Genomic DNA, 24,311 nt, shown 5'->3' on the forward strand with positions numbered 1-24,311 from the left:
ATTTACATTATGATTGGATAACGTGCAAGGTGAGCAGAGTCCGTTTCAGGCTCTTCGGGTCAGGCTGGCCGGCATTTCGAAATCTTGGAAACACCTCAAACTCAGTTGCCTTTGTCGGCATCCGATTCCTTGCCGCCGAAGGCCAGTTTTAGACTGGTGAATTGGCGTAATTGTGCGTCGATCTTGCCGTTAAAGGTTGCCGGCGGATATTGACCTTGTTGGTCGGCTTCTCCTACTTCGCAATCGCTCAATAGCTCCAGCGCCTGATCGACGGTGCTGACGGCATAAATGTGAAACTGGCCGCTTTCCGCCGCATGCACCACGTCCCAGCGCAGCATCAAATAAGGCACATTACTGGCCGGAATGATGACACCCTGCGTACCGGTCAGCCCCTTGGCCGAACAAACGTCGAAAAAGCCCTCGATTTTTTCGTTGACCCCACCGATCGGCTGCACCAGACCTAGCTGATTGACGGAACCAGTCATGGCCAGATCCTGACGCAGCGGAATTTGCGCCAAGGATGACAAGATCGCGCACAGTTCGGCCAGCGATGCGCTGTCGCCCTCGACATGGCCGTAGGACTGTTCGAATACCAGACTGGCGGACAGCGAGAACGGCGTGCTGCGCGCATAACGAGAAGCGATAAAGCTGGATAAAATCAGCACGCCCTTGGAATGAATCGCGCCGCCCAGTTCGGTTTCGCGCTCTATGTCGACTACCTTGCCGTTGCCCATCCTGGTGGTGGCGGTGATCCGCGAGGGTTGACCAAAAGCAAACTCGCCCAGTTGCAATACCGATAAACCATTGATTTGACCGATGACTTTACCGTCGGTGGCTATCATGATCGTGCCGCGTTGAATAGTTTGATAAAGCCGTTCACGGACCTTATCCAGCCTATGTATTTTTTGATCGATGGCCTGTTGCACGTCGCTTTGGGCAATATGGGTATGGCTGTTTTCGGTAGCCCAGTAATCAGATTCGGTCAGCAAGTCCTTAATGCTGCGCAAATGGGTCAGCAGCTTTTCGGCGTCGCCGCTCATGCGCGCGCTATGCTCGATCACCCGCGCCACGGCTTGCTGGCTAAGCGGCTTCAGTTTTTCACGGCGGGCGATGGTTGCCAACAGCCGGGCGTATTCCATGCTGTTGTTTTTTCTGTCCACACTCTCGGCAAAATCGGCCGCTATTTTGAAGAAGTCCTGAAACTCGGGGTCGTAAAAACTCAACAGGTAGTAAATCAACGGGTCACCCAGCAGGATGACCTTAATTTCCAACGGTATCGGCTCCGGCTCAAGCGAGGAAGTGCTGATCAGGCTGAGCGCGCGTTCCAGCGATTCGATCCGGATTTCGCCGGACTGCAAGGTACGCTTCAGGGTTTCCCAGGCGTAGGGCTGCATCAACACCTTGCGGGCGTCGATGATCAGATAGCCGCCATTGGCTTTATGAAAGGCGCCGGGCTTGATCATGGTAAAATCGGTGACCAGCGAGCCCATGTGGGCCTGATGATCGATGCGGCCGAGCAGATTGCCGTAATTCGGCAAGTCCTCGCAAACCACCGGAGCCGAGCGTTTCTGACTCCGATCGACCATCAAATTGACCTGATAGCGCTTGAATGGATTGGGGTCTTGCGGCAGCTCCATGAAGGACAGGACTTTTTCGCTATGCGGGATAAAATCGCGCACATGTTCGATTATGTCTTTTTGCACCGCGTTCAAATAATTCAACACCGGCTGCCATTTGGCGTATTTTTCCTTGAGCTCATCGATCGAGTGATTAACCGCCAGTTCCGCCACTTCCCGATTCAGCGCCTGTAATTTACGTTTGGTTTCCTTGCGCCACACCGGAAATTTTTTGATGGCAGCCTGTACCCGCTCTTGCAGATCGAGCACGGTTTCATGGAACTTATGCTGCTGCTCCTTATCCAGTTTGTTGAATTGTTCCGGCGTCAGCGGTTCGTTGTTTTCATCGGCCGGTAAAAAGGCATAGCCGGTGGCGGTTTCGGTGAAAATGATCCGAGCTTGCTCGGCTTCTTCCCGCAGACGATTGATTTCGGTCGCCTCCCGCTGGCGCGATTCACTTTCCAGTTCGCCGGCGCGGGAGCGATATTCGTCGCCGTCGAACGCGGCCGGGATTGCCACGCTCAGTTCATCTATCAGTTCGGCCATATCCCGTTGAAACCCCCGGCCTTGTCCAGGTTCCAGATGGATAGCGGTAGGCTTGGCCGGCTGGCTGAAATTATGCACGTAGCACCAGTCGAACGGCACCGGTTGGCGGCTGGCCTCGTGTTCCGCCAGTTGTTTGACCGTGGTTAATTTGCCGGTGCCATCCGGCGCCATCGCAAAAATGTTGTATCCGGATTTACGAATCCGTATCCCGAATTTGATCGCCTCCATTGCTCTTTCCTGGCCGACCAAAAGCTCGAGATCTTCCAGTTCCTCGGTTGAGGTGAAATTTAATTGACCGAGATTGCAAGACTTATACAGTTGAGACGGCGATAACGGCGACTTTTTCATGGATCAAAATCCCTGTATGGAGGCTGAAAATGTTGGTTGAAACGGCTGCGCGGGTGGAAAGTGTAACCCAGGATGACTATCGTCCGGGATATATTCCGCCCAGTACCACGGGGACTCTGGCACCGGTGACGCTGCATAAATTGCCGGGTAAGCGATGCAGGGTTTGCTTGGCCAGCCAGGCAAAAGCCATGGCTTCGACATGATCAGGAACTATGCCAAATTCCTCGGTGGACAGCAAAGGCATGGCCAGCCGTTTTGCCAATCCGGCCATTAATTGACGGTTATGAACGCCGCCGCCGCATAGTAGAACTTGCGTGCTGTCGGCCGCATGTTCCAGTACGGCACCGGCAATGCTGCCGGCCGTCAATTCGCAGAGAGTCGCTTGAATGTCTTCGGCTTTGCAATATCGATAACAGGCGATTTTTTGTTCCAGCCAGGCCGGAGAGAAATATTCCTTGCCCGTGCTTTTGGGCGGCGGCTGCCGGAAATAGGGGTCGTCGAGCAGTTGTTTCAGTAGATCGGCATCGACTCGTCCGGTGCCGGCCCAAGCGCCAGCGGCATCGTAGCCAAGGCCCGTATTCAGCTGGCACCAATAATCCATCAGCGTATTACCGGGGCCGGTGTCGAAACCCAGCACACTATCGTGGCGCAGTATGCTGATATTGGCGATACCGCCTATATTGATCACACTGGTGGTTTGACCGGTTTGGGCGAACACGGCTCGATGAAAGGCCGGCACCAACGGCGCGCCCTGCCCGCCCACGCTGATGTCGCGGCGGCGGAAATCGCCGATGGTGGTAATACCGGTGATTTCCGCAATCCGGTTGGGATCGCCAATTTGTAATGAAAAACCGTGACAGCCGGCCGGTGCGTGATATACGGTCTGGCCGTGACTACCGATGGCTTTAATCGCAGAGGGGGCAATTTGCGCCTTGTCGAGCAAGGCCAATGCGGCTTCGGCGAATAAACAGCCTAGTTGTGCGTCCAGAGCCCCGTAATCTTCAAGCAACACCGGCTGGCCGGGCTGGCTAATCCGATGAATTTGTTGCCTGAGGTCGGCGGGGAAAGCTTGGTAATGAAAGGCAAGCAGGCGAATCCGGCCATCGCTAAAATCAACCAGGCCAGCATCGATACCATCGAGGCTGGTCCCTGACATCAAGCCGATATAGAGCTCGGAACTACCCTTAGTCTTGTGAGTTTTGTGCAAGCAACGGGTCGCCTTTGGCTTGTTTCAGTTGCGCCATTAAAGGTTGAGTTTGGGCCTTGAATTTAGCCAGCAAGGCTTTGTCCATCGGCATCGAGCGCGGCAATTTCGCCGACAGCGGGTTGACGTGCTGGCCGGCGATTCTGAACTCGTAATGTAAATGCGGGCCGGTAGCCAGGCCGGTTTTGCCGACATATCCGATTACATCGCCTTGTTTGATCTTGCTACCGACTTTTTGGCCGGATTTAAAACCGGAAAGATGGGCATACAGCGTCGAATATTTTTGGCCGTGTTCGATTTCGACCACATTGCCGTAACCATTTTTGACGCCGTGAAACACGATCTTACCGTCGCCGGTGGTTTTTACCGGCGTACCGATCGCGGCTGAATAATCGACGCCTTTATGGGCACGGATGGTATTCAGTATCGGATGTTTGCGATGCAAATTGAAATGCGAGCTGATTCTGGCAAAGTCCATCGGCGTCTGCAAGAAGGCCTTGCGCAAACCGTTGCCTTCCGGGGTGTAATAACCGGTATTACCGTGATTGTCTTCAAACCGGACAGCCGTGTAGGTTTTGCCCTGGTTGATGAACTCGACCGACAACACATCACCGGTGTCGAACTCCTGGCCGTCGACGAACAGTTTTTCATAGACCACGGTAAATTGGTCGCCATCTTGTAGATTAAGGGCAAAATCGATGTCCCAAGCAAAAATATCGGCCAGTTTTAAAATGATTTTTTCGGACAGGCCCGCTTTGACGCCATCCTCGAACAACGAGGCATGTATGGTGGCCTTGGCACTGCTGATTTGGTGATCGATTTTTTTGCTGAATAATTTAACGTCGAAACCGTCGTCATTGCGGGTAGCAACCAAGGTTTCAAAGGGATTTTTGGCGTAGGTCAGTTGCTCCAACTGGCCTTCCGCATTGACTGTAACCACCAAGTCCTGGCCCGGCAGTACATCGGCAAACTGTTTGCCGGCATCATTGGCATGAATGATTTTATGCAGGTCTTCGCGGCTTAAATTCAGCGTTGAAAAGATGGTGGACAGGCTTTCGCCGGATTTGACCGTGTGCTCCATGTCTTCGGAAAATTCCGCTTCCTTGACTTCAACTGCCGGGGCAACATAGTTCGTATACTGATTGACTTTGGAAGAGATCAGCCGCTCTTGTTCTAACTTTCTGGTATCTTCAAAAAAATTCTTGTGTGGAATAAGTCCGTAACTTGCACTGGCGGCAACAACGGTGCTGGCGCCTAACAGCACCGTCTTGAGTATTCTGTTTTTCACAGCAATCACACTTCAATAGTTGTCGAACGGCTCATTGTAGGCAATTTTCCGGGATAAGGCCAATTTAAACCGGTTTAGGCGAACAAGTTTTCCGCCGCTAATTGAACCTGCAATTCCTTAAACCAGCGGATGTGAACTATCGACTAGGCCTCTCCGAGATAGCGTTTATCCAAGCCGTTTTCCCGGAATGATGTAATGTAAATGTAACTGGTACGGGGATCCTCTGCCAACTCGGCCAAACTGAATTGGCGTTTCGGCTGGCTAGGGAAATCGATTTTGTCGATATTTTGGTTAACGTCCCGAAAACCCATGCTCCATTCCGGAAAAATCCGGTGATACTCGTTACCCTGCATGATGATAGTGAGATTGCAATGGCGAGGATCTTTTTTGATGAGTTCGAGCAGATTCAGTACCTTAGTCCGCTCGCCCTCCAGATATTGCATGAAATACCCCTGCTGGTGCAGCAGACAACCGGTGATACCCTTGCTACTGTTGGCCGAGCGGGTCTGTTTCAATAATTCGGGGATTTGGTTTTTATCCAGGGCCGGCGTGGCCTGACTCGAGTAGAGCAGGAAAAACAGCGGTGGTTCGGGTGTAGTTTCAGCATTTTTGAGCGATTGCTCGACCGCCTCGACGAATTGGACTTCTTCCAACGGACGATAAAATAAATACCCTTGTATGTAATGGCAGCCGAAGTTACGCAACTCCAAAAGCTGCGAACGGTTTTCCACGCCTTCCGCCACCATCTTTAAACCCAATGCCCGCCCCAAACCGATAATAGCCCTAACCACCGCGCGGCTTTCAGGCTGCTTTTCGATGCCATCGACAAAAGCCCGATCGATTTTCAGGACGTTGACCGGCAGCCGAGTCAATTGTGCCATCGACGAGTAACCGGTGCCAAAATCGTCGACGGCGACCCGAAACCCCATATTCGCCAAACTGCGTAAAACACGCAGATTGGTTTCGATATCCGCCATCAACGAGGTTTCGGTGACTTCCAGCAGAATCCGCGACGGGTCGGCATCATAGTAACTGATAGTGCGCAGGATATCGCCGATCAGGCTTTCCTCGTTCAATTGGCGGGCCGATACATTGACCGAAATATAAGCCGGCGCCTGTTCACCCCAGCGCCGACGCCATTCGGCTTCGGCACGGCAGGCCTGGGCAAATACCCAAGCCCCGATAGGGACTATGCTACCGGTCATTTCCGCAATCGGAATAAATATACCCGGTGAAATTTCGCCCTCGGCGGGATGCCAACGCAATAACAATTCGGCGCCCATAATCCGGTTGTTATCAGCATCCACGATGGGTTGAAAGCGGACGGATAATTCTTGGCGTTCGATGGCAAGGCGCAGACCAAGGGTGATCGATAACTTTCTTTTGACTTTTTCTTCCAGGCTGCTGCTGAAAAAATGCCAGCCATCCCGGCCTTGTTGTTTGACTTCGTACATGGCGGTATCCGCCGAACGCAGTAAATCGTCGGTCGAATGAGTAGAGCCATGGCCCACGGCGATGCCGATACTGGCGCTGGTATAAAGCACTTGTCCATTACATTCGACCGGTTGGCGCATGGCCTGATTGATTCTTTCCGCCAACTGGGAGATCAGGGTGGGTTGTTCCAGTTGTTCGCACATAATCACGAATTCGTCGCCCGATAATCGCGCGACCGTATCGCCGGGACGGACCATGTCGATCAGCCTGTTTGCCATGGTTTTCAGCAAACCGTCGCCGGTTTCGTGGCCGTAAGTATCATTGATCAGCTTGAAACCATCCAAGTCGACAAACAATAAAGCCAGACTCAAGCCTTGCCGCCGGCTACGTTGCAGGGCATGGTCCAGGCGTTCGCGAATCAGATTGCGGTTCGCTAGTCCGGTCAGCGCATCGTGGGTGGCCTGCCAGAGCAAATCGGCTTGATTGCGTTTTTGCTCACTAATGTCGCGCATGGTGGCCACCAGCATCCATTGTTCGCCGTTGTGGAACTTGCCGATAGAGGCCTCGACCGGGAAGAAAGAACCGTCCTTGCGATAGCCCATCACCTCGTTACGCCGAGACATGGGGAGCTCGGTTTCCGAGCCTTGCACAAAGCCGCGCACCATCTCCGCGTGGCGTTGCCGTATATGCGGCGGCACCAATAAGTGTACCGACATACCCCGCATTTCCTCGCCGCTGTAACCGAACATGGCGCAGGCGTTGGGATTGGCCTGCTGAATGGTGCCGTTCTCATCGGTGGACAAAATCGCCATATCGGCAATCGACAGAATTTGATGCGCGGTGTTCATTTTGCGTAGGCTGGCCTCCGCTTCGGCCTTGACCTGTTCGAGCAGGGTCGACGAGACTGAAATTTGTTGAGATTCTTGGATTTGGCTTTTGTAACGCTTGGGGATTTGCGGCGGGTTGTTGCCAAAACGCTCGATAATGCTAAAACCGCCATCTCGATTACTGCGCGCCAGAAAGGTGTTGACGCAGGCGTGGTGGGTTTTGGCATCCATCTGTACCCAGCCTTGCGGTGCCAGCACGCTGCTGTGTTCCAGGGCCTCAACCAGCGCTTCGGCATCGGTACTGCCGGCCTTTTGCGCGGCTTCGGCAAAGGCCCGGACACATAAATAGGTCGCCTCGCTAAAATTGGTTACTACTCCGTTGCCATGCGGCCATATGCCGTTCACGCCCGGCATGGTTGCCAGTTGTTGCAAGTAAAAATGGTTTTGCGGGGTGTCCAGCGACATGAAATAAGTGTTGCTGGAATAAAAGCCTTCCCTCACTTCCGGCAATAATTGTTGCGCCAAGGTTTCGTCGTAATGCCCCATAACCACCGCCATGCGCTGTTTCAGGCCCATTGCGCTGAAACGATTCAGCAAGGCGATCTGATCTGCACCGGCGAAATAAGGTACAAACACATCGGCGCCGGAACGGGCCAGCTGTTGCAATAACTGTTCGATTTGGAGCGAATCGGCATTGATAGGCAGATATTCCTCGCCGACCACGTCGCCGTCCAGTCGGCTCAGCGCCTGTTTGGCTGCGTCGATCGAGCCGCGTGGCCATTCGTAATTACTGCCGGCAAAAAACATTTTCAAGCCAAAGCGTTGCGCCATGGCCGGAATCATCTTCTCGATTTGTTGATTGGGAAGCGCCGCAAAATGAAAAAAATAGCGGCCGGCTATACTACCTTCGTAAAAGGAGAAATTCAGATAGGGGATTTTTAACCTTTCCGCCACTTGATTGGCGACGGCAATACGTGAATTGGATAGCAAATTACCTATCATCGCCACGCAATGATGGCTGTTGACCAATCGCAACGCGGCCGGCACCGCTGTGGCCGGTTGGCTGCCGTCGTCCTCGACAATCAGTTCCAACGACTTCCCCAGGACCCCGCCGCTTTGATTGATTTCGTTACAGGCAATCTGCGCGGCCCGGATGATCTCGGTACCATACATGCTCACCAATCCGGTTAAGGGTGACATCAAGCCAAGGCGTACGGTTTTTGTAGTGGACTGATCGGACACGGCGGTTAACGATATATGATGTTAATTGATAAACAGGTTAATAATCGCTGATTTAGCGGCCTGTTGCCACACCCAATTCGGCTTTAAAGCAATCCAGCCAACCACAATCTGGCGCGCAATCCCCATTCGCTGGTGTAGCCGGCACTGGCAAACGCGATGTTGCCTTGTTGATTGATGAAAAACAACGCGGGCACGCTGCGGGCGCCATACCCTTGACTGATGGCGGCATCGCTATCGTTGACGATGGGCCAGTCGAGTTTGTGCTGTTGTATATAAGCGGACAATTGGCCTTGATCATCGGAGCGTACGGCCACCGTCAAGCCGGGATAATTGTGTAAAACCGCGCTGACATTAGCTTGCATGGTGCGGCACACTCCGCACCATTCGGCCCAGAAATACAGCAATGCCGGTCCGTGGGCAATATATGGCATGGCCTGATTTCCGTTCAGGGTGCCCCGCTTGATCACTGGAGGTTGGCCGGTCACCAGGCCGCTGCCGAGCAAAAACTGGCCGGCGAAAATGAATAAGGCGGCGAAGATATAAAAAACCGATTTTTTCAGCATCACAGGCCTAGCATCAGACTGGCGCCGTGCTGTTTCAACCAGTGTCTATGCTGGAGATAATCCGGCATATGTTCGGACACCAGCGCCCAGAAATCCCGCGTGTGGTTCTTTTGTTTGATATGACACAACTCGTGCACCACGACATATTCCATGATCACCGGCGGCGCCAGCATCAGCAACCAGTTCAAGTTGATGTCATTTCGCGGCCCGCAACTGCCCCAGCGGCTTTTCTGGGTCTTGATTCGGAGGCTGCGCGGCAGTAGTTGATGTTTTTGACTGTGTCGATCGATCATCTGTAACGCATGTTGACGGGCCTGATGTTTCATCCAGCCTTCCAAGGCCAGCCTGATCGAGTCGGAGCCGTGTTCCGGCAAGGTCGAATTCGGCTGATAAACCAGGATTTGATCTTGCGCCAGCAATTGCACCCGGTGGCTTTTCGCCGATGTCGGCTTGATCGCCAACTCTATCCGCCGGCCTTGATAAGGCACCAGCGCCCCCGGCATGTATTGCGGCGGAGCCAGGGAATTGACGGCTTGAGCGCGATGACCGACGCGTTTGATCGCATCCCGGATCCAATCATGTTGGGCTTCGACGAAAGCGCGGATTCGGCGTTCGGAAACCTTGATCGGCGCCACCACCTCTATTTTTCCGGCCGCGACGATAATCCGGGTTTTCTTGGCCCGCTCGCTACGGCGCAGCTGGTAAGTCAAGGAGCAATCGCCGGCATGAGTCAAAAGACTGTTTTCCGGGCCTGAATCATTATTGGCTGACATCAAGGCTATCGCTCGCATCCTGATTGATCATATGCGTGGCCAAGTGTTGCAACGCAGCTTGAAGATTGGCGTGTAAACGCGGGTCCATCGGTATTTCGTCCAAGGCCTTGTTCATGCACAGCATCCATTGGTCGCGCTCGGATTCGCCGATTTTGAACGGAAAATGGCGAGCTCGCAGCATCGGATGGCCGAACTCCTCGATATACAGATTGGGGCCGCCCAGCCAGCCGGAAAAAAATTTGAATAACTTGTCCTTGGCCGAAGCCAAATTGGGCTGGTGCATGGCGCGTATGCCTTGCGCCTCCGGCAAAATGTCCATGTAAAAATAGAATCTATCCACCAGGCTGCGGATGGCCGGTTCCCCGCCTATAAAATCATAGGGCGTTTGTGCTGACATAGGTATTTACGCTCTCTTGGCTATTTGTTGTTTATACTAACAGTATGGACGGCAATTTTCGGAAACTCTACCGCAATCGCACAGTCCTATCGGCTACTTATCATTCAATATGGAGGACACTACCATGCGTTTAAATACCGCCGTTCGTTCGGAAGCCGGCATTCTGGAGACTAATAAAGTTCTCAGAAACACCTATATGCTGCTGTCGATGACATTGTTGTTCAGCGCCGCGATGGCTGCGGTGGCGATGACATTGAATCTGCCTCATCCGGGTTTGATCATCACCTTGGTGGGTTATTTCGGTTTGCTGTTTTTAACCGGCAAATTCAGTAACAGTGCCTGGGGCATTGTTTTCGTATTTGCCTTGACCGGTTTCATGGGCCTGACCCTCGGCCCGATTTTAAATATGTATATTCATGCCTTCAGTAACGGCCATCAGTTAATCCTGACCGCGCTGGGCGGCACCGGCGTAATCTTTTTGGGTTTGTCGGGCTATGCCTTGACGACCCGCAAGGATTTCAGTTTCATGGCCGGATTTTTGATGGTCGGCGTGATGGTGGCTTTTTTCGCGGGCTTGGCGGCACTGCTGTTCTCGGTACCTGCATTGAGCTTGGCGGTTTCGGCCATGTTCATTCTGCTGATGGCGGGCATGATTCTGTTCCAAACCAGTGAAATCATCCATGGCGGCGAAACCAATTACATCATGGCTACCGTGTCGCTGTATGTATCGCTCTACAATCTGTTCACCAGTTTGTTGCAGTTGCTGGGCGTGTTTGGCGGTGATGATTAAAATCTAGCCGTACAAATTAAAAAGCCCGGCTAGACCGGGCTTTTTTGTGTGAGGTAAAAAGTCAAACTTTAAGCAATTGCTAAAATTTCAATTTTTACTTTAGTGAGCCCGGCGTGGACAAATCCAAGCTCTTTGGCGGCTTTTTTCGACAGATCAACCAAATGCGTGTTCGATTTTGCTAAGCGATCGTTGACACGTACAATCACACTACGATTGTTTTTGAGGTTGGTAACGCGTAACCGGGTGCCCAAGGGTAACTTATTATGAGCAGCGGTCATGTCGTTTTTATCGTAGGCTTCGCCGCTGGAAGTGGCTCGACCATGATATTTGTCGTTATAAAATGAAGCGATACCCGCTTTGCGGGAATCCGCGTGATCTTGCTTTTCAACTTTTGCAAGACTGGCGGAAAAAAAGGACATCAACGAAATTGAAAGCATGGTTTTAACTAACCATCTGTTTTTCTTTCGCATCCTCTACCTCCTTACGTTCAGTAAATGATAAAAGAGGCTTCAGGTTAACCCGCAAGGAAAGGTTTGGCAACCCTTTGACCGTCTCTAATTTGCACCAAATGTTGCTCTATAACAACAATATTTGCCGCAAACGCCGTAAGGGCGGGTGTTAGCGGCGAGTCATTTTCAGTGAAATTTTTTTTAAAAAAACCAAAAAAATTGTTTGCCGCTGGCAATTTTTGCAATGATCAGCAAACAAACAATGGCAACTATCGACGCCAACCGACGTTTTAGGCCGGTTTTTCGCATCGCCACCATGCCCAGACCGATGTAAACCGTCAGCAAGATCAGTTTGGCGACTATCCAGCCATAATCCCTCGACAGTCAATCACCCTGAAAAATCAACGCGATACCGCTCAACAACAATAACGTATCGATCAAATGCGGAGTGACTTTTAACCATTTTTGCCGCAGTCGCTCGGGAGACAACTCGGCCAGCAGAATACGCCCGGTGAAACTGATAAAAACCATAACAACCAACAGCAGATGCAGATGTTTGAGCATCCGTCACTGTGACGCTAATTGCGGGAGAAACCAGGTACTCAGCCACGGCACATAGGTAATGATAAACACCGCGAGCAACAGCATCAGCATGAACGGCAAGGTGGCCTTATACAGTTCCGTGATGGATTTATTGAAGCGATAGCTGGCGATAAACAGGTTCATGCCCACCGGCGGGGTCAAATAGCCGATTTGCATGTTGGCCAGGAAGATGATGCCCAGATGAATCGGATGTATGCCGTAACCGATCGCAATCGGCACGATCAACGGCACCACGATCACCAGCGCCGAGAAAATATCCAAAATGGCACCCAACACCAGCAAGAACAGGTTCAACAACAGCAAAAAACTGATTTTACTGTCGATGTGCGCCTTAACCCAGTCAAACAACCGCATCGGCACTTCGGCGTCGATTAGGTAATTGGTAAAGGCCATCGACACGCCCAAAATCAGCAGGATGCCGCCCAGCATTTGCATGGCGTCAGTTACTACCTTAGTCAGGTTGGCGAAGCGGATTTCCCGGTAGACAAACATCTCCACCACCAACACATACAGCGCGGTAGCGGCCGCCACCTCGGAAATAGCCAAATAACCGCCGAAAATCCCGCCGACGATGAACAGCGGCAGCGGCAATTCCCAGGCTATGGCTTTTATCGCCGCGAAGGCCTCGGCCCAGTTGAACTCGGTTTTGTCCAGTTCGACATGGCGATTGGCCCACAAGGCCCAGACCGACAGCAGAGCGATCATCAATAGCGTAGGCAGCAACCCTGCCATGAATAGTTCCGGCAAGGTGAATTTTTCGCCGATGTTGATCTGCTGCACAATGACACCGTACAAAATCAACGGCACCGACGGCGGCAATAACAGTCCCAGGCTACCGGAAGTGGTAACCAAGCCCAGGCTAAATTTAGCGTCATAGCCTTCCTTGACCAGTACCGGCAACAACAAGGCACCCAAGGCGATAATGGTCACGCCGGAGGCCCCGGTAAACGCGGTAAAGGCGGCGCAAGTCAACAATGAGATGACGGCCAGTCCAAACGGCATCCAGCCGAACAAGGCGCGCGTCAGACGCAACAGGCGCTCCGAGGTATTACTCTCGGATAATAAGTAACCCGCCAGAGTGAACAAGGGTAGCGCGACCAGCAACGGTGTGTTGGCGATGCGGTATAACTCGGCGGTGATCACCGTTAAATCGATTTCGGCGCTGTAAAAACCCAGCATGGTTGCCGCCAGGATCACCGCAAACAACGGCGCCCCCAGAAGCAACATCAAGACCAGCAGTATCGCAAAAGCAAGAGTCATCGGTTCGGATTCGAAGGTTCGGCCATCAGTGCGGCGGCGCCGTAGCGCAAGGCGATGACGACAAAGGCAAACGGGATGATGGCTTCACACCACCAATTGGGAATCTCGGCGAATGCCTTGTCTCCATAGGCGTATTCCCGCATCACGAAGTCGCCGCCAAACCAAGCACCGGCAAAACAGATCAGCGCGGTCAAGCCGTCGCTGATCCGTTGACCCAGTGTTTTCCATCGGCCAGGTAAGCGTTGTATCAAAATATCGATAGCGATATGGCCATGTTGGCGACTGGCGATCATCGCTCCTATCATCGCAATCCACAGCACGCTGATGCGGGTATAGGCATCGGCCCACAGCAAACCACCGCCTAAAAAATTGCGCATCAGAATTTGAGCAACGGCGATCAAAATCAGCGATATTAGGATCATCACCAGCAGTAGGGTTTCGGCCTTTAGCAGCAGTTGATGCAGTTTTGCTAGAACACTCATCATGATCAGGGTTTGGCTTGAGCTCTAATTTCATCCAAAAGACCATGCAGTTTGCTGGTTTTTTCCGGGCTCAAATTGGCCGTTTTCTCAAACTCGGCATTGGTGGCGGCAATTTTTTGCTTCAGCTCATCGACGTCTTTTGGTGTGGGTTTGACCAGTTGAATACCCTGGTTTTGCAAGGCGGTAATGGCTTGTTGGTTATCCTGGCGGCTATGCTGGTCGATTTCCTTGATTACGCCCGCCATTACCTGGCGAACGATTTGCTGGTCGGCGGCGGCGATTTGGTCGAAATCCTGTTTATCGATCGCCAGTACGCCAAACAGGTATAACATGGGCAGGTCGGTGATATATTTGATTTTGCTATGCCATTGCAAGGCCAGCGCACCGACCGGTGAGCCGGCCACGACATTGATCATGCCGGTTTGCAAGCCCATCAAAACGTCCCGTAACGGCAATGGAATCGGTGAAATGTCAAAGGCTTGAAAGGCACTGATGGCGATTTTGTTGTCATCCGGCGCCCAGGCTTTCTGGCTACGCATGTCGGCCAGGGTTTGAATCGGCACGGTCGACATCATATAGGCGAAGCCGACATCGGCAAAACCCAGCGCCACTATGCCTTGCTGCTCCATGCCCAGCATCAATTCGGCGTCCATTTTTTGCCGGACATAGTCGACCTCCTGCTCGTTACGAAACAATAGAATCTGGTTATAGAGCTGAATATCGGGATAAATGCCGTTCAAGGCCCCGCTGGTCACGGCGGCGCCTTGCAATTGATGCAGGCGCATTTTGCGCAATACGGTGGCATCATCGCCCATCACGCCGCCCGGATAAAATTTCAAGCTCACCCGGCCGCCGGTCTGTTTTTCGATCTCGTCGCCGCCGGCTCGCATCTTTTGCATCCAGTAGGAACCATCAGGCGACAGCGTGGCGATTTTAAGGGTGAGCGCCGATGCGGTTTGGCTGCCGAGCAATAACAGTCCGAAAGCCAGGGATTTGAGTAGAGTCTGTTTCATGGGGATGCCGATGGTATTAAAAATAATCGTTGGCGCTATCCAGCAACCGACGGGCTTGCTGTTGCGCCAGGGTATTGATCAATGTCAGACCGGGGGCCTCGGCCTGGGCGGTCAGGGTTTGTTTTAATAGATTGTCGTGCAATTCCCGTTCAAATACCATCCGGGCATAGTGTTTGGCATATAGCACCTTGACCATCAGATTATCGGGAGCCAGTTGCGCGGCGCGTTCAAAATGTTGTTTGGACAACTCGGGCTTGCCGCCCAGCGCTTCCGGAATCAGGCTTTCCATCACCGCCAGGTAAAGATGAGCGCTACCTTGTTTGTAGGTTTCGTCCATTTCCAGAACCCGTTGCATGATCAGTTTGACTTGGGCAAGTTGGGCCACCGCGTTCCAATCGCTTTTGCTGGCCTGTATCCAGGCTGCCCAAGCCACGGCAACGCTGTAAAGTTGATCGATGTCATCAGTATCAGTTTGAGCGATCAACGTTTGCAGGTCGTCGAACGATTTCTGCTGCAAACCGCACCAACCTTGGTTATGCGCGCAAATACCGCGTAATGCAAAATCCAGGCTTCTGCGGCTTAAGCGCTGTTTGCGTAGCTCATCATCCGGCAACAGGTTCAAGTAAGCCCCATAAAGGTTGGCGGTCGATAGCAACAGATTTTCATCGCCGTTGTCTCCGGCCACCGAAGCTTCCAACATCAGCATATAGGCCGGCAAGGCTTCGGCAACGGTTTGCGGATCGTTATGCTCCATGACGGTTTGTTTCAATCGCTCGGAAAAATCCTGAGTTGCCGAATTGATCATAAAACCGCAGCCGTTGAGCCAGGCCGGCAGGGCTAACAGCAAAGCAATTTTGTAGTAAGTTCGGTTAAGCACGTTGTTCCTCATTTGTTGATTTCATCCAGCATTTTTTCCAGGCGCTCGCAATAAGCCTTGATGATTTTGATGCGCGCATAATATTTATCATTGGCCTCAACCTGTAACCAGGGCGACTTACTGGTACTGGTGCGAGCGATCATTTCATTGACGGCTTTTTGGTAATCGTCCCATTTCTCGCGGTTACGGTAGTCTTCTTCGGTGATTTTGAACTGTTTGTAACTAATCTGCTCGCGGCGCTTGAAACGCTCGATTTGCTCATCGCGATCGATATGCAACCAAAACTTTAGGATCACGATGCCATGGGCCAACATGGCTTCCTCGAAATTAACGATCTCCGAATACGCGCGTTGCCATTGCTGGGGTTTGGCCAAACCTTCGACGCGCTCCACCAATACCCGGCCATACCAACTTCTGTCATAGATGGTGACTTGTCCGGCGCGCGGCATGTGCCGCCAGAAACGCCAAAGATAATGGTGGGCGCGTTCTTCATCGGTCGGTGCGGCAATCGAAATGACCTGATAATGGCGGGCATCCATCGCTTCGATCAAGCGCCTGATGGCACCACCCTTGCCGGCGGCATCCCAGCCTTCGAACACCAGTATACTGGAGCGTTTGGCGGCCAACGCATGCCGGCTCAACTCGTTCAGTTTGCCCTGGTATTTTTCCAATTGCTTTCGGTAGTCGGATTTATTCAGTTTCAAACTCAAATCCAACGCATCCAGCAGATTGTATTGTTCGACCCGGCTGTTGGGCGGTTCAGCTTCAGCCGCCGCCGATAACCCATTGTTATACTGCAGGACGTGCTGCTCGATACGCTCCAGCACATGCTGCCCCACCGTCAGACTACTGTAACGAATGTCCGAGCCTTCCACGATCAACCAAGGCGCATGCGCCTTGCTGGTTTCGGTCAGTACTTGTTCCGCCACGCCGATGAAGTCGTCGTACAAACCAAGATGCTGCCTATCCTTGTCGGTTACCCGCCATTTAGTAGCAGGATTCTTGGCGAGCGCTTTCAATCGGTCGATTTGCGCTTCTTTTTTCAGATGCAGCCAGCATTTGATGATCAGGGTATTGTCGTCGGACAACAATTGTTCAAGCTGATTGATCTGGATTAATTCATTTTGCAGGGCGTTGTTGTCGATTTTTTGATAGACGCGCTGGGCAATCGGATCGCTATACCAGGAGCCTACATAAACACCTATGGTGCCCTTGGCCGGCAATGTTCGCCAGAAGCGCCAGAATTTAGGGCGCTCGCGTTCTTCATCGGAGGGAGGGCCCAGCGCAATGGTACGCATGTAATGTACATCCATCCATTCGTTCAGGCGATTGATGACGTCACCCTTGCCGCCGCCATCCACACCGGAAATGATGATGATGACCGAAAACGGACAGACCTTAAGCTGGCTCTGAATCGTCAGCAGCCTGGCACGCAACTCGGCGGATTTTTCTCGGTACACCGATTTTTCCACGGTGTGGCCTAATTCAGCAACTTCAAACATGGTTTACGCTCCTGATTTTTTTAGCCGCCACTTTACCGGACAATCGCCTTTAAAACACGTTTTGAAATAATGTTTTGACACAAAACAAAATTAAGTGTAAAAAATGTCCCGTCGACCAAAAACAATACTAACTTCGACATGCAACTCGAGTTGCCCCTTAATTAAGGGCTTTATTATTACAACAATCTAATGAGGATTTAAAAATGGCTGAACAAGAAAAAGATAACACAATGACCGTTGTCATCGCAGTTACTCTGATTGCAATCATCGGCGTTTTCCTGTTGAAAAAAGACGAAACCAAACACCTTCAAATGAGCGGCGAAACCACTGCTGCTGCTGAAGCTCAAGTTTTGGCCAAACACAAAGACTTCAACAACGACGTTTTGAGCCAAGCAAAATAAGTAAAGCTACAAAAATAATAAGATCTTAAGTCGATTCAGCCACCCCTTGCCGCGGCATCGGGTGGCTTTTTTATTTATGAGCAAGAACATTTAGCCTTTCACCCTTCAAAAAGCGCGGCAGCTGCATTCAATTATCCGAATGTACTGTTAAAATGCCCCCCTCTTAAATACTACCTGATCGAAAAAATGGACGTTATCCAGCGTATTGCCGAAGAGCTAACGGTTAAATCTCAACAAGTAGCCGCCGCCGTGGCTTTGCTTGACGAAGGCGCCACCGTGCCGTTTATTGCCCGCTACCGGAAGGAAGTCACCGGCGGCCTCGATGATACCCAGCTGCGCATGCTGGAAGAGCGTTTGATTTATCTGCGCGAACTCAACCATAGACGCTCCACCATCCTGGAAAGCATACGTTCGCAAGGCAAACTGACGCCTGAGTTGGAACAAGCTATTGTGGGCGCCGACACCAAAACCCTGCTGGAAGACTTGTACCTGCCGTACAAACCTAAACGCCGCACCAAGGCCCAGATCGCCCGCGAAGCCGGACTCGAGCCCCTGGCCGACGCACTGATGGAGAATCGCGATCTGATTCCCGAACAAGCCGCTATCCTTTATATAGATAGCGACAAAGGTGTGCCCGACATTGCCGCCGCGCTGGACGGTGCCCGCCAAATCATTATGGAACGCATTTCCGAGGATGCGGAATTGCTGTCCGAACTGCGCGAACGCATTTGGAACAAAGGTATTCTGCAATCGGCCGTAGTCAGCGGCAAGGAAGCGGAAGCCGCTAAATTCAAGGATTATTTCGAATACAGCGAAGCGATCAATAAAATCCCCTCGCATCGCGCCTTGGCACTATTCCGAGGCCGTAACGAAGACCTGTTGAATTTAACCCTGAAGCCGGCCGAACTGGATCAGGATGAACATCAACTTTGCACCCAGTTCGTTTCTCTACGCCTGAATATTACCGACACCCAAAAGCCCGCCGATGCCTGGTTGGCGGAAACCGCCCGTTTTGCCTGGAAAGTCAAACTTTTTACCCGCATTGACATGGATTTAAAATTGCGTTTGCGCGAAGCCGCCGAACAGGAAGCGATTCGGGTGTTTGCCAGCAATTTGCGCGATTTATTATTGGCTGCCCCGGCCGGCCCCAAAGCCACCATGGGACTCGATCCCGGCATCCGCACCGGCGTCAAGGTTGCCGTGGTCGATGCCACCGGCAAAGTTTTGGCAACCGACACCGTTTATCCGCATCAACCGAAAAACCAATGGGACCAATCGATTGCAACGCTGGCGCGCCTAATCGCCCAATACGGCGTGCAACTGGTCAGTATAGGCAACGGCACCGCGTCGCGCGAAACCGATCAACTGGTCGCCGATTTGATGAAACGGCATAAAGAACTGCTGTTCCAGAAAATCACGGTTTCGGAAGCCGGCGCCTCGGTCTATTCGGCATCGGAACTGGCCGCCAAGGAATTCCCCGATCTGGATGTATCGTTGCGCGGGGCGGTTTCCATCGCCCGCCGCTTGCAAGACCCACTGGCCGAACTGGTCAAAATCGACCCCAAATCGATCGGTGTCGGCCAGTATCAACACGATGTAAATCAAGTGCAGCTGGCCAGAATGCTGGATACCGTGGTGGAAGACTGCGTAAATGCGGTCGGCGTCGATGTCAATACCGCCTCGGTGGCGTTGCTGAAGCAGGTGTCAGGCCTATCCAATAGTATCAGTGAAAACATCGTGGCTTTCCGCGATGCCAACGGCCCGTTCACCAATCGTGGCCAGTTGAAAAAAGTACCTCGGCTTGGCGATAAAGCCTATGAACAGGCCGCCGGATTTTTACGCATCATGAACGGCGACAATCCGCTGGATGCTTCGGCCGTGCATCCCGAAGCTTACCCGGTGGTCAATGCCATTCTGGATGACACCGGTAAATCGATCCGGGATTTGATCGGCCAAAGCCAATTCTTGCGCAGCCTGAATCCGGCCAACTTCACCAGCGCCGGATTCGGTTTACCGACCGTGACGGACATCTTGCATGAACTGGAAAAACCCGGCCGCGACCCTCGGCCCGAATTTAAAAGTGTGCAATTTATGGATGGGGTGGAAAAAATTACCGACCTGCAACCAGGCATGACGTTGGAAGGCGTGGTCACCAATGTGGCCAATTTCGGCGCTTTTGTCGATATTGGCGTACATCAGGATGGCTTGGTGCATATTTCGCATCTGGCCGACGATTTCGTCAAGGACCCGCGCGACGTGGTCAAAGCCGGCGACATGGTGAAAGTTCGGGTACTGGAAGTGGATGTCGCGCGGCAACGGATTTCGCTAAGCATGAAAAAAAATGTCGATAGCAGCGACATCGTCCGCAGCGAAAAGCCGCAAAAAACCACCTATAAACCCAAGCCCCAACCGGCCGCGCAAAATAGCATGAGCAACGCCTTTGCCAAGGCACTGAAAAAATAAAATAAAAATGCTCTGCTATACTTTTGCTCCGACACGGCGGGCTAAGTTTCCGGTTTGATCCAACGTAGTAGGGGCTTGAGCGATTGCAGTCTTATCGCTTAACCCCGCCTAGACACCGAGCCAAATTTTAAGGCTGTCATGTGAGTCTACCTTTCGCAATCAAGCCTGTACGACCGCTGAAATATCCGCTATCGCACCCATACACAGGAAAAGTTATGAAACACACTACCCCTACCCTTGCATGCATGCTGCTAGTTGGCTCGTTCGCCGTCATGAGCCCGGTGCAGGCCGATGTTCCGGCTGAAAGTTACGGTGAAATTGTGGGGCGTAAGTTGCTGAGCGGACTAGGCAACATGACTACCGCAGTGGCGGAGGTGCCTAAAAACATCATCATCGTCAATAACGAAAGTAATTTTGCCTATGCGTTTTCCGGTGGCCTGCTGAAGGGCATACTGCATACGGTAGGCCGCATGGGGGTGGGCATAGCGGATCTGATTACCGCGCCGATTCCGACCTATCCAATTGTCCACCCCGGCTTTGTTTGGGAGGATTTTTATAGCGAAACCACTTACGGCCCCGCCATGGTAGGCCAAAGCACCAACCACTAGGCTTTGGGCGGCAACAGCCCGAAGACTGTTGCCGCCAATCCGTCAGGCCACCATTTTCAGCTCGCTGAAGCCGTTGGGCTTTTTCACCAGCTCGATTTGAGTCTTGATGCGTTTTCTGACGCCTTCCACGTGCGAAATGACGCCCACGGTCTTACCGTGAGTCTTCAGACTTTCCAGCGTGCTCATGGCCAGATACAGGGCATCGGCATCCAGATTACCGAAACCTTCGTCCAAAAATAACGAATCGATAGCCTTACCGTTATTGGCAATTTCCGCCAATCCCAGCGCCAGCGCCAGACTCACTACGAAGCTTTCGCCGCCGGACAAGGTTTGCGGCAAGCGCCGCACATTCTTCTGTTTGGTATCCTCGATTTCCAAAGCCAAGCCAAGATCGCTGTCGCCGCTGCGCACATAATAACGGCCGCTCAATTTTTCCAAAATCTGGTTGGTTTGCGCCAGCAGTTTATCCACCATCAGCCCCTGAATACGGCGCCTGTAACCGGCCGGATCGTCATTGATCAACCGCATTTCGGTTTGCGCCTGATCAAACAAGCGCTGCTGCTGATCGGCTTGCACCTGAATGGCTTGATATTTGTCCCGATATTGTTGCTGCTTATCCAGCTTGTTTTCCAGACTCAGGACTTCCTGCCGGGCGATGTCGAGTTTCCGGTTGATCTCGGACAATTCTCTTTCGATGTCGGCTTGCGACGACTCACCAGCGGTCGCCGCTTCTTCCTCAAGCTGTTCCTCCAGTGTCTTCAGCGATTGCTCGGCTTGGGCCAAGGCTGCGCGTTCGCTGTCCAGCTGTTGCCGAATTTGGCTTTCCCGGTCGATCAGGTGTAACAGTTGTTTTAATTCTTCCACCGATCCAAAGCCAGTCCCCACCATTTTGTCGGCCAGCATTTGCAAGATGGTTTTGTATTCGATTTGGGCAATCCGCAGATTTTGTTCTTGATCGACGATCAGCTTCTGTTTTTCAATGATCGCGATGTGTAAACTCAAGCGCTCTTGTTGGCTTAAACTCTCCAGACTGCTGGTGATTTGTTGCTGGTAATTTTCGATCTTGTTTTCGCTGTCCAGCAACCTTTCGTTCAATGCCGTAATTTCTTTTTGCAATCCCTGTTGGCGCAGGACGTAAACCTGATAATCCTGGCGCCGGCTGGTCAGCCGGTCGAACATCTGGTTTTCCTTGCCTTTGGCCGGCAGTTTTTCATTGAGCGCGCTTAATTGTTGCTCCAACTTTTCGATCAAGGCTTTTTCCTCGGCGACACAGCTCGTGTACTGCTGCTCGATTTGGTCGTATTCCGGCGGCCGATTGTTCCAGCTGGTTTCCAATTCCAGGACCGACTTAGTCAGCTTTTCCAGCTGAGCTTGTTTGCCGGCTATATCCGCCGTCATTTTGGCGATGTTACGCTGCAATTGCGCATGTTGCTTGACCAGATCGGCGACTTTAGCCAGCTCTTCGCTTTCTTCCGCCAGCAACTGCTTTTGCAGCGACGAATTGCCGATTTCCATGCCGTCTCGCATGATATTGAGCCGGTTGGCCAGCGTGGTCCATTGCGAATGCATTTGCCGCAAGCGCTGCTGTCTGGCCGACAATTGCGAGCCGTATTTTTGCGCGGCCTTCAACTGCGTGCCGGCGCTATCGATGCGCGATTTCAAGGCTTGTATTTTGCCGCGCTGATCGACCAAGGCCTTTCTGGCGTCGGTATACACCGGCGGCTTTAGTACATACGGATGGCTAATCGAGCCGCATAAATAACAAGGCTGGCCATCCACCAACTTGGCGCGATCGCCGCTCATTTTTTTGATCAAGGCCTCGTTACGTAATGCCTGCTCCAATACCTTGATGATGTTTTCTTCCCGGCTCATTTCCAGTTTAAGCTCATCGAAACGTGCCTGTAATTCAGCTTCATCGGGCGGAATATCGGCCTGTCTCTTAAAGCCCAACCAGCTGAAAAAGCCCTTGTTGGTCAATTTTGCCGTGACAGTAGCCAGTGATACCAACTCCTGCAAGTCGTTGACCCGTGCCTGCTGCTCCTGCTGCAACTCTTTCAGTTCATCGAAACTCTTGCCTTGCGCTATGTCCAGCAAGGTTTGCTGATCGGCTTCAATTTGAGCGGTCAAATCGGCCAGGTCGTTTTTAGTCGTTTGCAAAGCCGATTTGTTTTTATTCAACGCGGTTGAAGTGCCCTTGATCCAGTTGGCCTGAGATTTCTGCTTTTTACCGAGATCGATCTTGTCGTTTCTGAGGTTACGTAAACGGACGACATCGGGGAAATCCTCAACCAAACTAGCATCACTTTGATGTGCCCGCAGCCAAACCTCCAATTCCGCCAATGCGGACTGATTGTCGCTTAACTGCCGCCGAATCGACTGCGACAGTTCGCGCTGCCGAGGTAATTCCATTTTTAATTCGCTGACCGATAGCTTCAAGGCATCAATGGCCTGTTTTTGCTCGGCAAGCGACTTATCCGAAGCCGGCAACGCCGATTGATCCGCATCACCGCCCAGTTGCTGTTGCAGCATTGACAATTCCTTACGGTAACTGTCCAGAGTGGCTTGGTGCTGATCGACTTGCGCCTGTTTGCTATCCAGCAAGACTACTTCAGAGCGAAACCGCAGTGCCTCTTGCCCGTCCGCGATACGCTGTAAATCCTGTTGATAATGGTCAATCTTGTTCAGCAACTCCTGCTGCAGGCGTTGCTGCTGTTGCCGTTTAATTTCGAGGCTGGCGATATTCCGCAATGTTGCCAGTTGCTGCTGGGATTGGCGTTGCTGTTGTTTAAATTCGGCAACTTGCTCCTTAAAATCCTGCAGATCGTGACTGGCGGCTTCCAGAGTTTCCTCGCTCAACAATGGAATGGTGCTTAGATCCTGTTGCAACTGGGTTAGCCGGGTTTGTGCCTGGGTAAACTGGCTTTCGGTTTGCCGGCGATAATCGGCGTACAAATCGCTGCCGCTGATTTTCTCCAAAATATCCATGCGCTCGCTATCCAGCGCATTCAGGAAAGCGGCAAAGTCGCCTTGCGGCAACACGATCGATTTGCTGAATCGATGAAAATCCATGCCGGTCAATTCCGCAATCCGATTGCGGACTTGATGAGGCGTTTCGGCCAAAAGCTCTTCCTGCCCGTTGATCCGGCTCAGCGTCATACTCGGTAACGGTGGCTGGGTTTCATCAATTGTCACGGCCCAACTGGAGCGGAATTTGTCCTCGCCCAGCGCGAATTCGACTCGCGCAAAACATTCGCGAGTCTGCTTGGTCATCACATGAGCGGCCGGCTTATCAAAACGGAAGGTTTCGCCGTAGAGTCCTAGGGTAATCACGTCCAGAATGCTGGATTTCCCCGAACCATTGGGACCCGTAATCGCAAACACTCCGCTCTCGGCAATCGGGCCTTGATCGAAATAGACCCGTCCTTCGCCTTCCAGAGAGTTGATGTTTTTGAAGGAAATATTCAGTATGCGCATAAGGTGTTGTTTTAATTTGGCATTGTTAATGAGCGCATGTTTAGTGGGTACACGCCTTGGTACACAAATTTCAATAGCTTACATGGTACACGATGCGGCTGATTCAGAAAACAACCCAAAAGCTCGCAACGCGGGAAGAATGGCCCGCATA

The 24,311-nt window shown here is 52.1% G+C and carries 19 protein-coding genes and 1 pseudogene; 4 read left to right on the plus strand and 16 right to left on the minus strand.

The window, feature by feature from the left end; all coding sequences use genetic code 11:
* Positions 1-101: 101 nt before the first annotated feature.
* The 7 genes from IVG45_RS14125 to IVG45_RS14155 form a co-directional block, all read right to left on the minus strand.
* Positions 102-2,510, minus strand: coding sequence for a Lon protease family protein (locus IVG45_RS14125; protein WP_196434448.1), 2,409 nt, complete (start codon positions 2,508-2,510; stop codon positions 102-104).
* Between the two features lie 76 nt (positions 2,511-2,586).
* A complete protein-coding gene (locus IVG45_RS14130) occupies positions 2,587-3,717 on the minus strand; it encodes an anhydro-N-acetylmuramic acid kinase (RefSeq protein ID WP_330165360.1) in 1,131 nt (376 codons plus the stop codon).
* Entirely contained in the window at positions 3,695-5,002 is a 1,308-nt protein-coding gene (locus IVG45_RS14135) for an OapA family protein (protein ID WP_196434449.1), read from the minus strand. Before IVG45_RS14135 ends, IVG45_RS14130 begins: the two co-directional genes overlap by 23 nt.
* Before the next feature lie 143 nt (positions 5,003-5,145).
* Positions 5,146-8,436: an EAL domain-containing protein gene (locus tag IVG45_RS14140; RefSeq protein WP_230874591.1), complete on the minus strand. Its 3,291-nt coding sequence runs from the start codon at positions 8,434-8,436 to the stop codon at positions 5,146-5,148.
* A gap of 152 nt (positions 8,437-8,588) precedes the next feature.
* Entirely contained in the window at positions 8,589-9,068 is a 480-nt protein-coding gene (locus tag IVG45_RS14145) for a protein disulfide oxidoreductase (protein WP_196434451.1), read from the minus strand.
* Entirely contained in the window at positions 9,068-9,841 is a 774-nt protein-coding gene (locus IVG45_RS14150; RefSeq protein WP_196434452.1) for a M48 family metallopeptidase, read from the minus strand. Before IVG45_RS14150 ends, IVG45_RS14145 begins: the two co-directional genes overlap by 1 nt.
* A complete protein-coding gene (locus tag IVG45_RS14155) occupies positions 9,828-10,238 on the minus strand; it encodes a group II truncated hemoglobin (RefSeq protein ID WP_196434453.1) in 411 nt (136 codons plus the stop codon). Before IVG45_RS14155 ends, IVG45_RS14150 begins: the two co-directional genes overlap by 14 nt.
* Before the next feature lie 124 nt (positions 10,239-10,362).
* Here IVG45_RS14155 and IVG45_RS14160 point away from each other — a divergent pair, with 124 nt between their 5' ends.
* Complete coding sequence (locus IVG45_RS14160; RefSeq protein WP_196434454.1) at positions 10,363-11,028, plus strand: Bax inhibitor-1/YccA family protein; 666 nt, start codon at positions 10,363-10,365, stop codon at positions 11,026-11,028.
* A gap of 68 nt (positions 11,029-11,096) precedes the next feature.
* On the opposite strand, the gene IVG45_RS14165 is transcribed toward IVG45_RS14160, so the two are convergent.
* The 8 genes and pseudogenes from IVG45_RS14165 to pap all read right to left on the minus strand — a co-directional run bounded on the left by IVG45_RS14165 (position 11,097) and on the right by pap (position 17,214).
* The gene (locus tag IVG45_RS14165) at positions 11,097-11,498 is read right to left on the minus strand and encodes a septal ring lytic transglycosylase RlpA family protein (RefSeq protein WP_196434455.1); all 402 of its coding nucleotides are present in this window, start codon (positions 11,496-11,498) and stop codon (positions 11,097-11,099) included.
* 44 nt (positions 11,499-11,542) lie between these two features.
* A complete protein-coding gene (locus IVG45_RS14170) occupies positions 11,543-11,722 on the minus strand; it encodes a hypothetical protein (protein ID WP_196438124.1) in 180 nt (59 codons plus the stop codon).
* Positions 11,679-12,041: pseudogene (locus IVG45_RS14175) on the minus strand (SirB2 family protein). The gene IVG45_RS14170 and the pseudogene IVG45_RS14175 overlap by 44 nt, the downstream one beginning before the upstream one ends.
* Before the next feature lie 3 nt (positions 12,042-12,044).
* Positions 12,045-13,340 carry a TRAP transporter large permease gene (locus IVG45_RS14180; protein ID WP_196434456.1) on the minus strand — a complete coding sequence of 432 codons (1,296 nt, stop codon included), beginning with the start codon at positions 13,338-13,340 and terminating at the stop codon, positions 12,045-12,047.
* Positions 13,337-13,825: a TRAP transporter small permease gene (locus tag IVG45_RS14185; protein ID WP_196434457.1), complete on the minus strand. Its 489-nt coding sequence runs from the start codon at positions 13,823-13,825 to the stop codon at positions 13,337-13,339. Before IVG45_RS14185 ends, IVG45_RS14180 begins: the two co-directional genes overlap by 4 nt.
* 2 nt (positions 13,826-13,827) lie before the next feature.
* A complete protein-coding gene (locus tag IVG45_RS14190; RefSeq protein WP_196434458.1) occupies positions 13,828-14,835 on the minus strand; it encodes a TRAP transporter substrate-binding protein in 1,008 nt (335 codons plus the stop codon).
* Between the two features lie 16 nt (positions 14,836-14,851).
* On the minus strand, positions 14,852-15,712 hold the full coding sequence (locus IVG45_RS14195) for a TRAP transporter TatT component family protein (RefSeq protein WP_196434459.1): 861 nt from the start codon (positions 15,710-15,712) through the stop codon (positions 14,852-14,854).
* 8 nt (positions 15,713-15,720) lie between these two features.
* Positions 15,721-17,214: a polyphosphate:AMP phosphotransferase gene (gene pap, locus IVG45_RS14200; protein ID WP_196434460.1), complete on the minus strand. Its 1,494-nt coding sequence runs from the start codon at positions 17,212-17,214 to the stop codon at positions 15,721-15,723.
* A gap of 203 nt (positions 17,215-17,417) precedes the next feature.
* On the opposite strand from pap, the gene IVG45_RS14205 reads away from it, so the two are divergent.
* The 3 genes from IVG45_RS14205 to IVG45_RS14215 all read left to right on the plus strand — a co-directional run bounded on the left by IVG45_RS14205 (position 17,418) and on the right by IVG45_RS14215 (position 20,686).
* On the plus strand, positions 17,418-17,615 hold the full coding sequence (locus IVG45_RS14205) for a hypothetical protein (protein ID WP_196434461.1): 198 nt from the start codon (positions 17,418-17,420) through the stop codon (positions 17,613-17,615).
* A gap of 186 nt (positions 17,616-17,801) precedes the next feature.
* Positions 17,802-20,078, plus strand: coding sequence for a Tex family protein (locus tag IVG45_RS14210; protein WP_196434462.1), 2,277 nt, complete (start codon positions 17,802-17,804; stop codon positions 20,076-20,078).
* Between the two features lie 215 nt (positions 20,079-20,293).
* A complete protein-coding gene (locus tag IVG45_RS14215; protein WP_196434463.1) occupies positions 20,294-20,686 on the plus strand; it encodes an exosortase system-associated protein, TIGR04073 family in 393 nt (130 codons plus the stop codon).
* Between the two features lie 42 nt (positions 20,687-20,728).
* Here IVG45_RS14215 and IVG45_RS14220 read toward each other — a convergent pair whose 3' ends face one another.
* Positions 20,729-24,160, minus strand: coding sequence for an AAA family ATPase (locus IVG45_RS14220; protein ID WP_196434464.1), 3,432 nt, complete (start codon positions 24,158-24,160; stop codon positions 20,729-20,731).
* Positions 24,161-24,311: the final 151 nt, after the last annotated feature.

The organism is Methylomonas sp. LL1, from assembly GCF_015711015.1.
GTDB lineage: Bacteria > Pseudomonadota > Gammaproteobacteria > Methylococcales > Methylomonadaceae > Methylomonas.

What these genes read in the sequence shown, in the direction of transcription:
- IVG45_RS14125 (WP_196434448.1), bottom strand. Translation starts at nt 2,510, where the DNA reads ATGAAAAAGTCGCCGTTATCGCCGTCTCAACTGTATAAGTCTTGCAAT.
- IVG45_RS14140 (WP_230874591.1), bottom strand. Translation starts at nt 8,436, where the DNA reads ATGTATGGTACCGAGATCATCCGGGCCGCGCAGATTGCCTGTAACGAA.
- IVG45_RS14145 (WP_196434451.1), bottom strand. Translation starts at nt 9,068, where the DNA reads ATGCTGAAAAAATCGGTTTTTTATATCTTCGCCGCCTTATTCATTTTC.
- IVG45_RS14150 (WP_196434452.1), bottom strand. Translation starts at nt 9,841, where the DNA reads ATGTCAGCCAATAATGATTCAGGCCCGGAAAACAGTCTTTTGACTCAT.
- IVG45_RS14155 (WP_196434453.1), bottom strand. Translation starts at nt 10,238, where the DNA reads ATGTCAGCACAAACGCCCTATGATTTTATAGGCGGGGAACCGGCCATC.
- IVG45_RS14160 (WP_196434454.1), top strand. Translation starts at nt 10,363, where the DNA reads ATGCGTTTAAATACCGCCGTTCGTTCGGAAGCCGGCATTCTGGAGACT.
- IVG45_RS14165 (WP_196434455.1), bottom strand. Translation starts at nt 11,498, where the DNA reads ATGCGAAAGAAAAACAGATGGTTAGTTAAAACCATGCTTTCAATTTCG.
- IVG45_RS14180 (WP_196434456.1), bottom strand. Translation starts at nt 13,340, where the DNA reads ATGACTCTTGCTTTTGCGATACTGCTGGTCTTGATGTTGCTTCTGGGG.
- IVG45_RS14185 (WP_196434457.1), bottom strand. Translation starts at nt 13,825, where the DNA reads ATGATGAGTGTTCTAGCAAAACTGCATCAACTGCTGCTAAAGGCCGAA.
- IVG45_RS14190 (WP_196434458.1), bottom strand. Translation starts at nt 14,835, where the DNA reads ATGAAACAGACTCTACTCAAATCCCTGGCTTTCGGACTGTTATTGCTC.
- pap (WP_196434460.1), bottom strand. Translation starts at nt 17,214, where the DNA reads ATGTTTGAAGTTGCTGAATTAGGCCACACCGTGGAAAAATCGGTGTAC.
- IVG45_RS14205 (WP_196434461.1), top strand. Translation starts at nt 17,418, where the DNA reads ATGGCTGAACAAGAAAAAGATAACACAATGACCGTTGTCATCGCAGTT.
- IVG45_RS14210 (WP_196434462.1), top strand. Translation starts at nt 17,802, where the DNA reads ATGGACGTTATCCAGCGTATTGCCGAAGAGCTAACGGTTAAATCTCAA.
- IVG45_RS14215 (WP_196434463.1), top strand. Translation starts at nt 20,294, where the DNA reads ATGAAACACACTACCCCTACCCTTGCATGCATGCTGCTAGTTGGCTCG.
- IVG45_RS14220 (WP_196434464.1), bottom strand. Translation starts at nt 24,160, where the DNA reads ATGCGCATACTGAATATTTCCTTCAAAAACATCAACTCTCTGGAAGGC.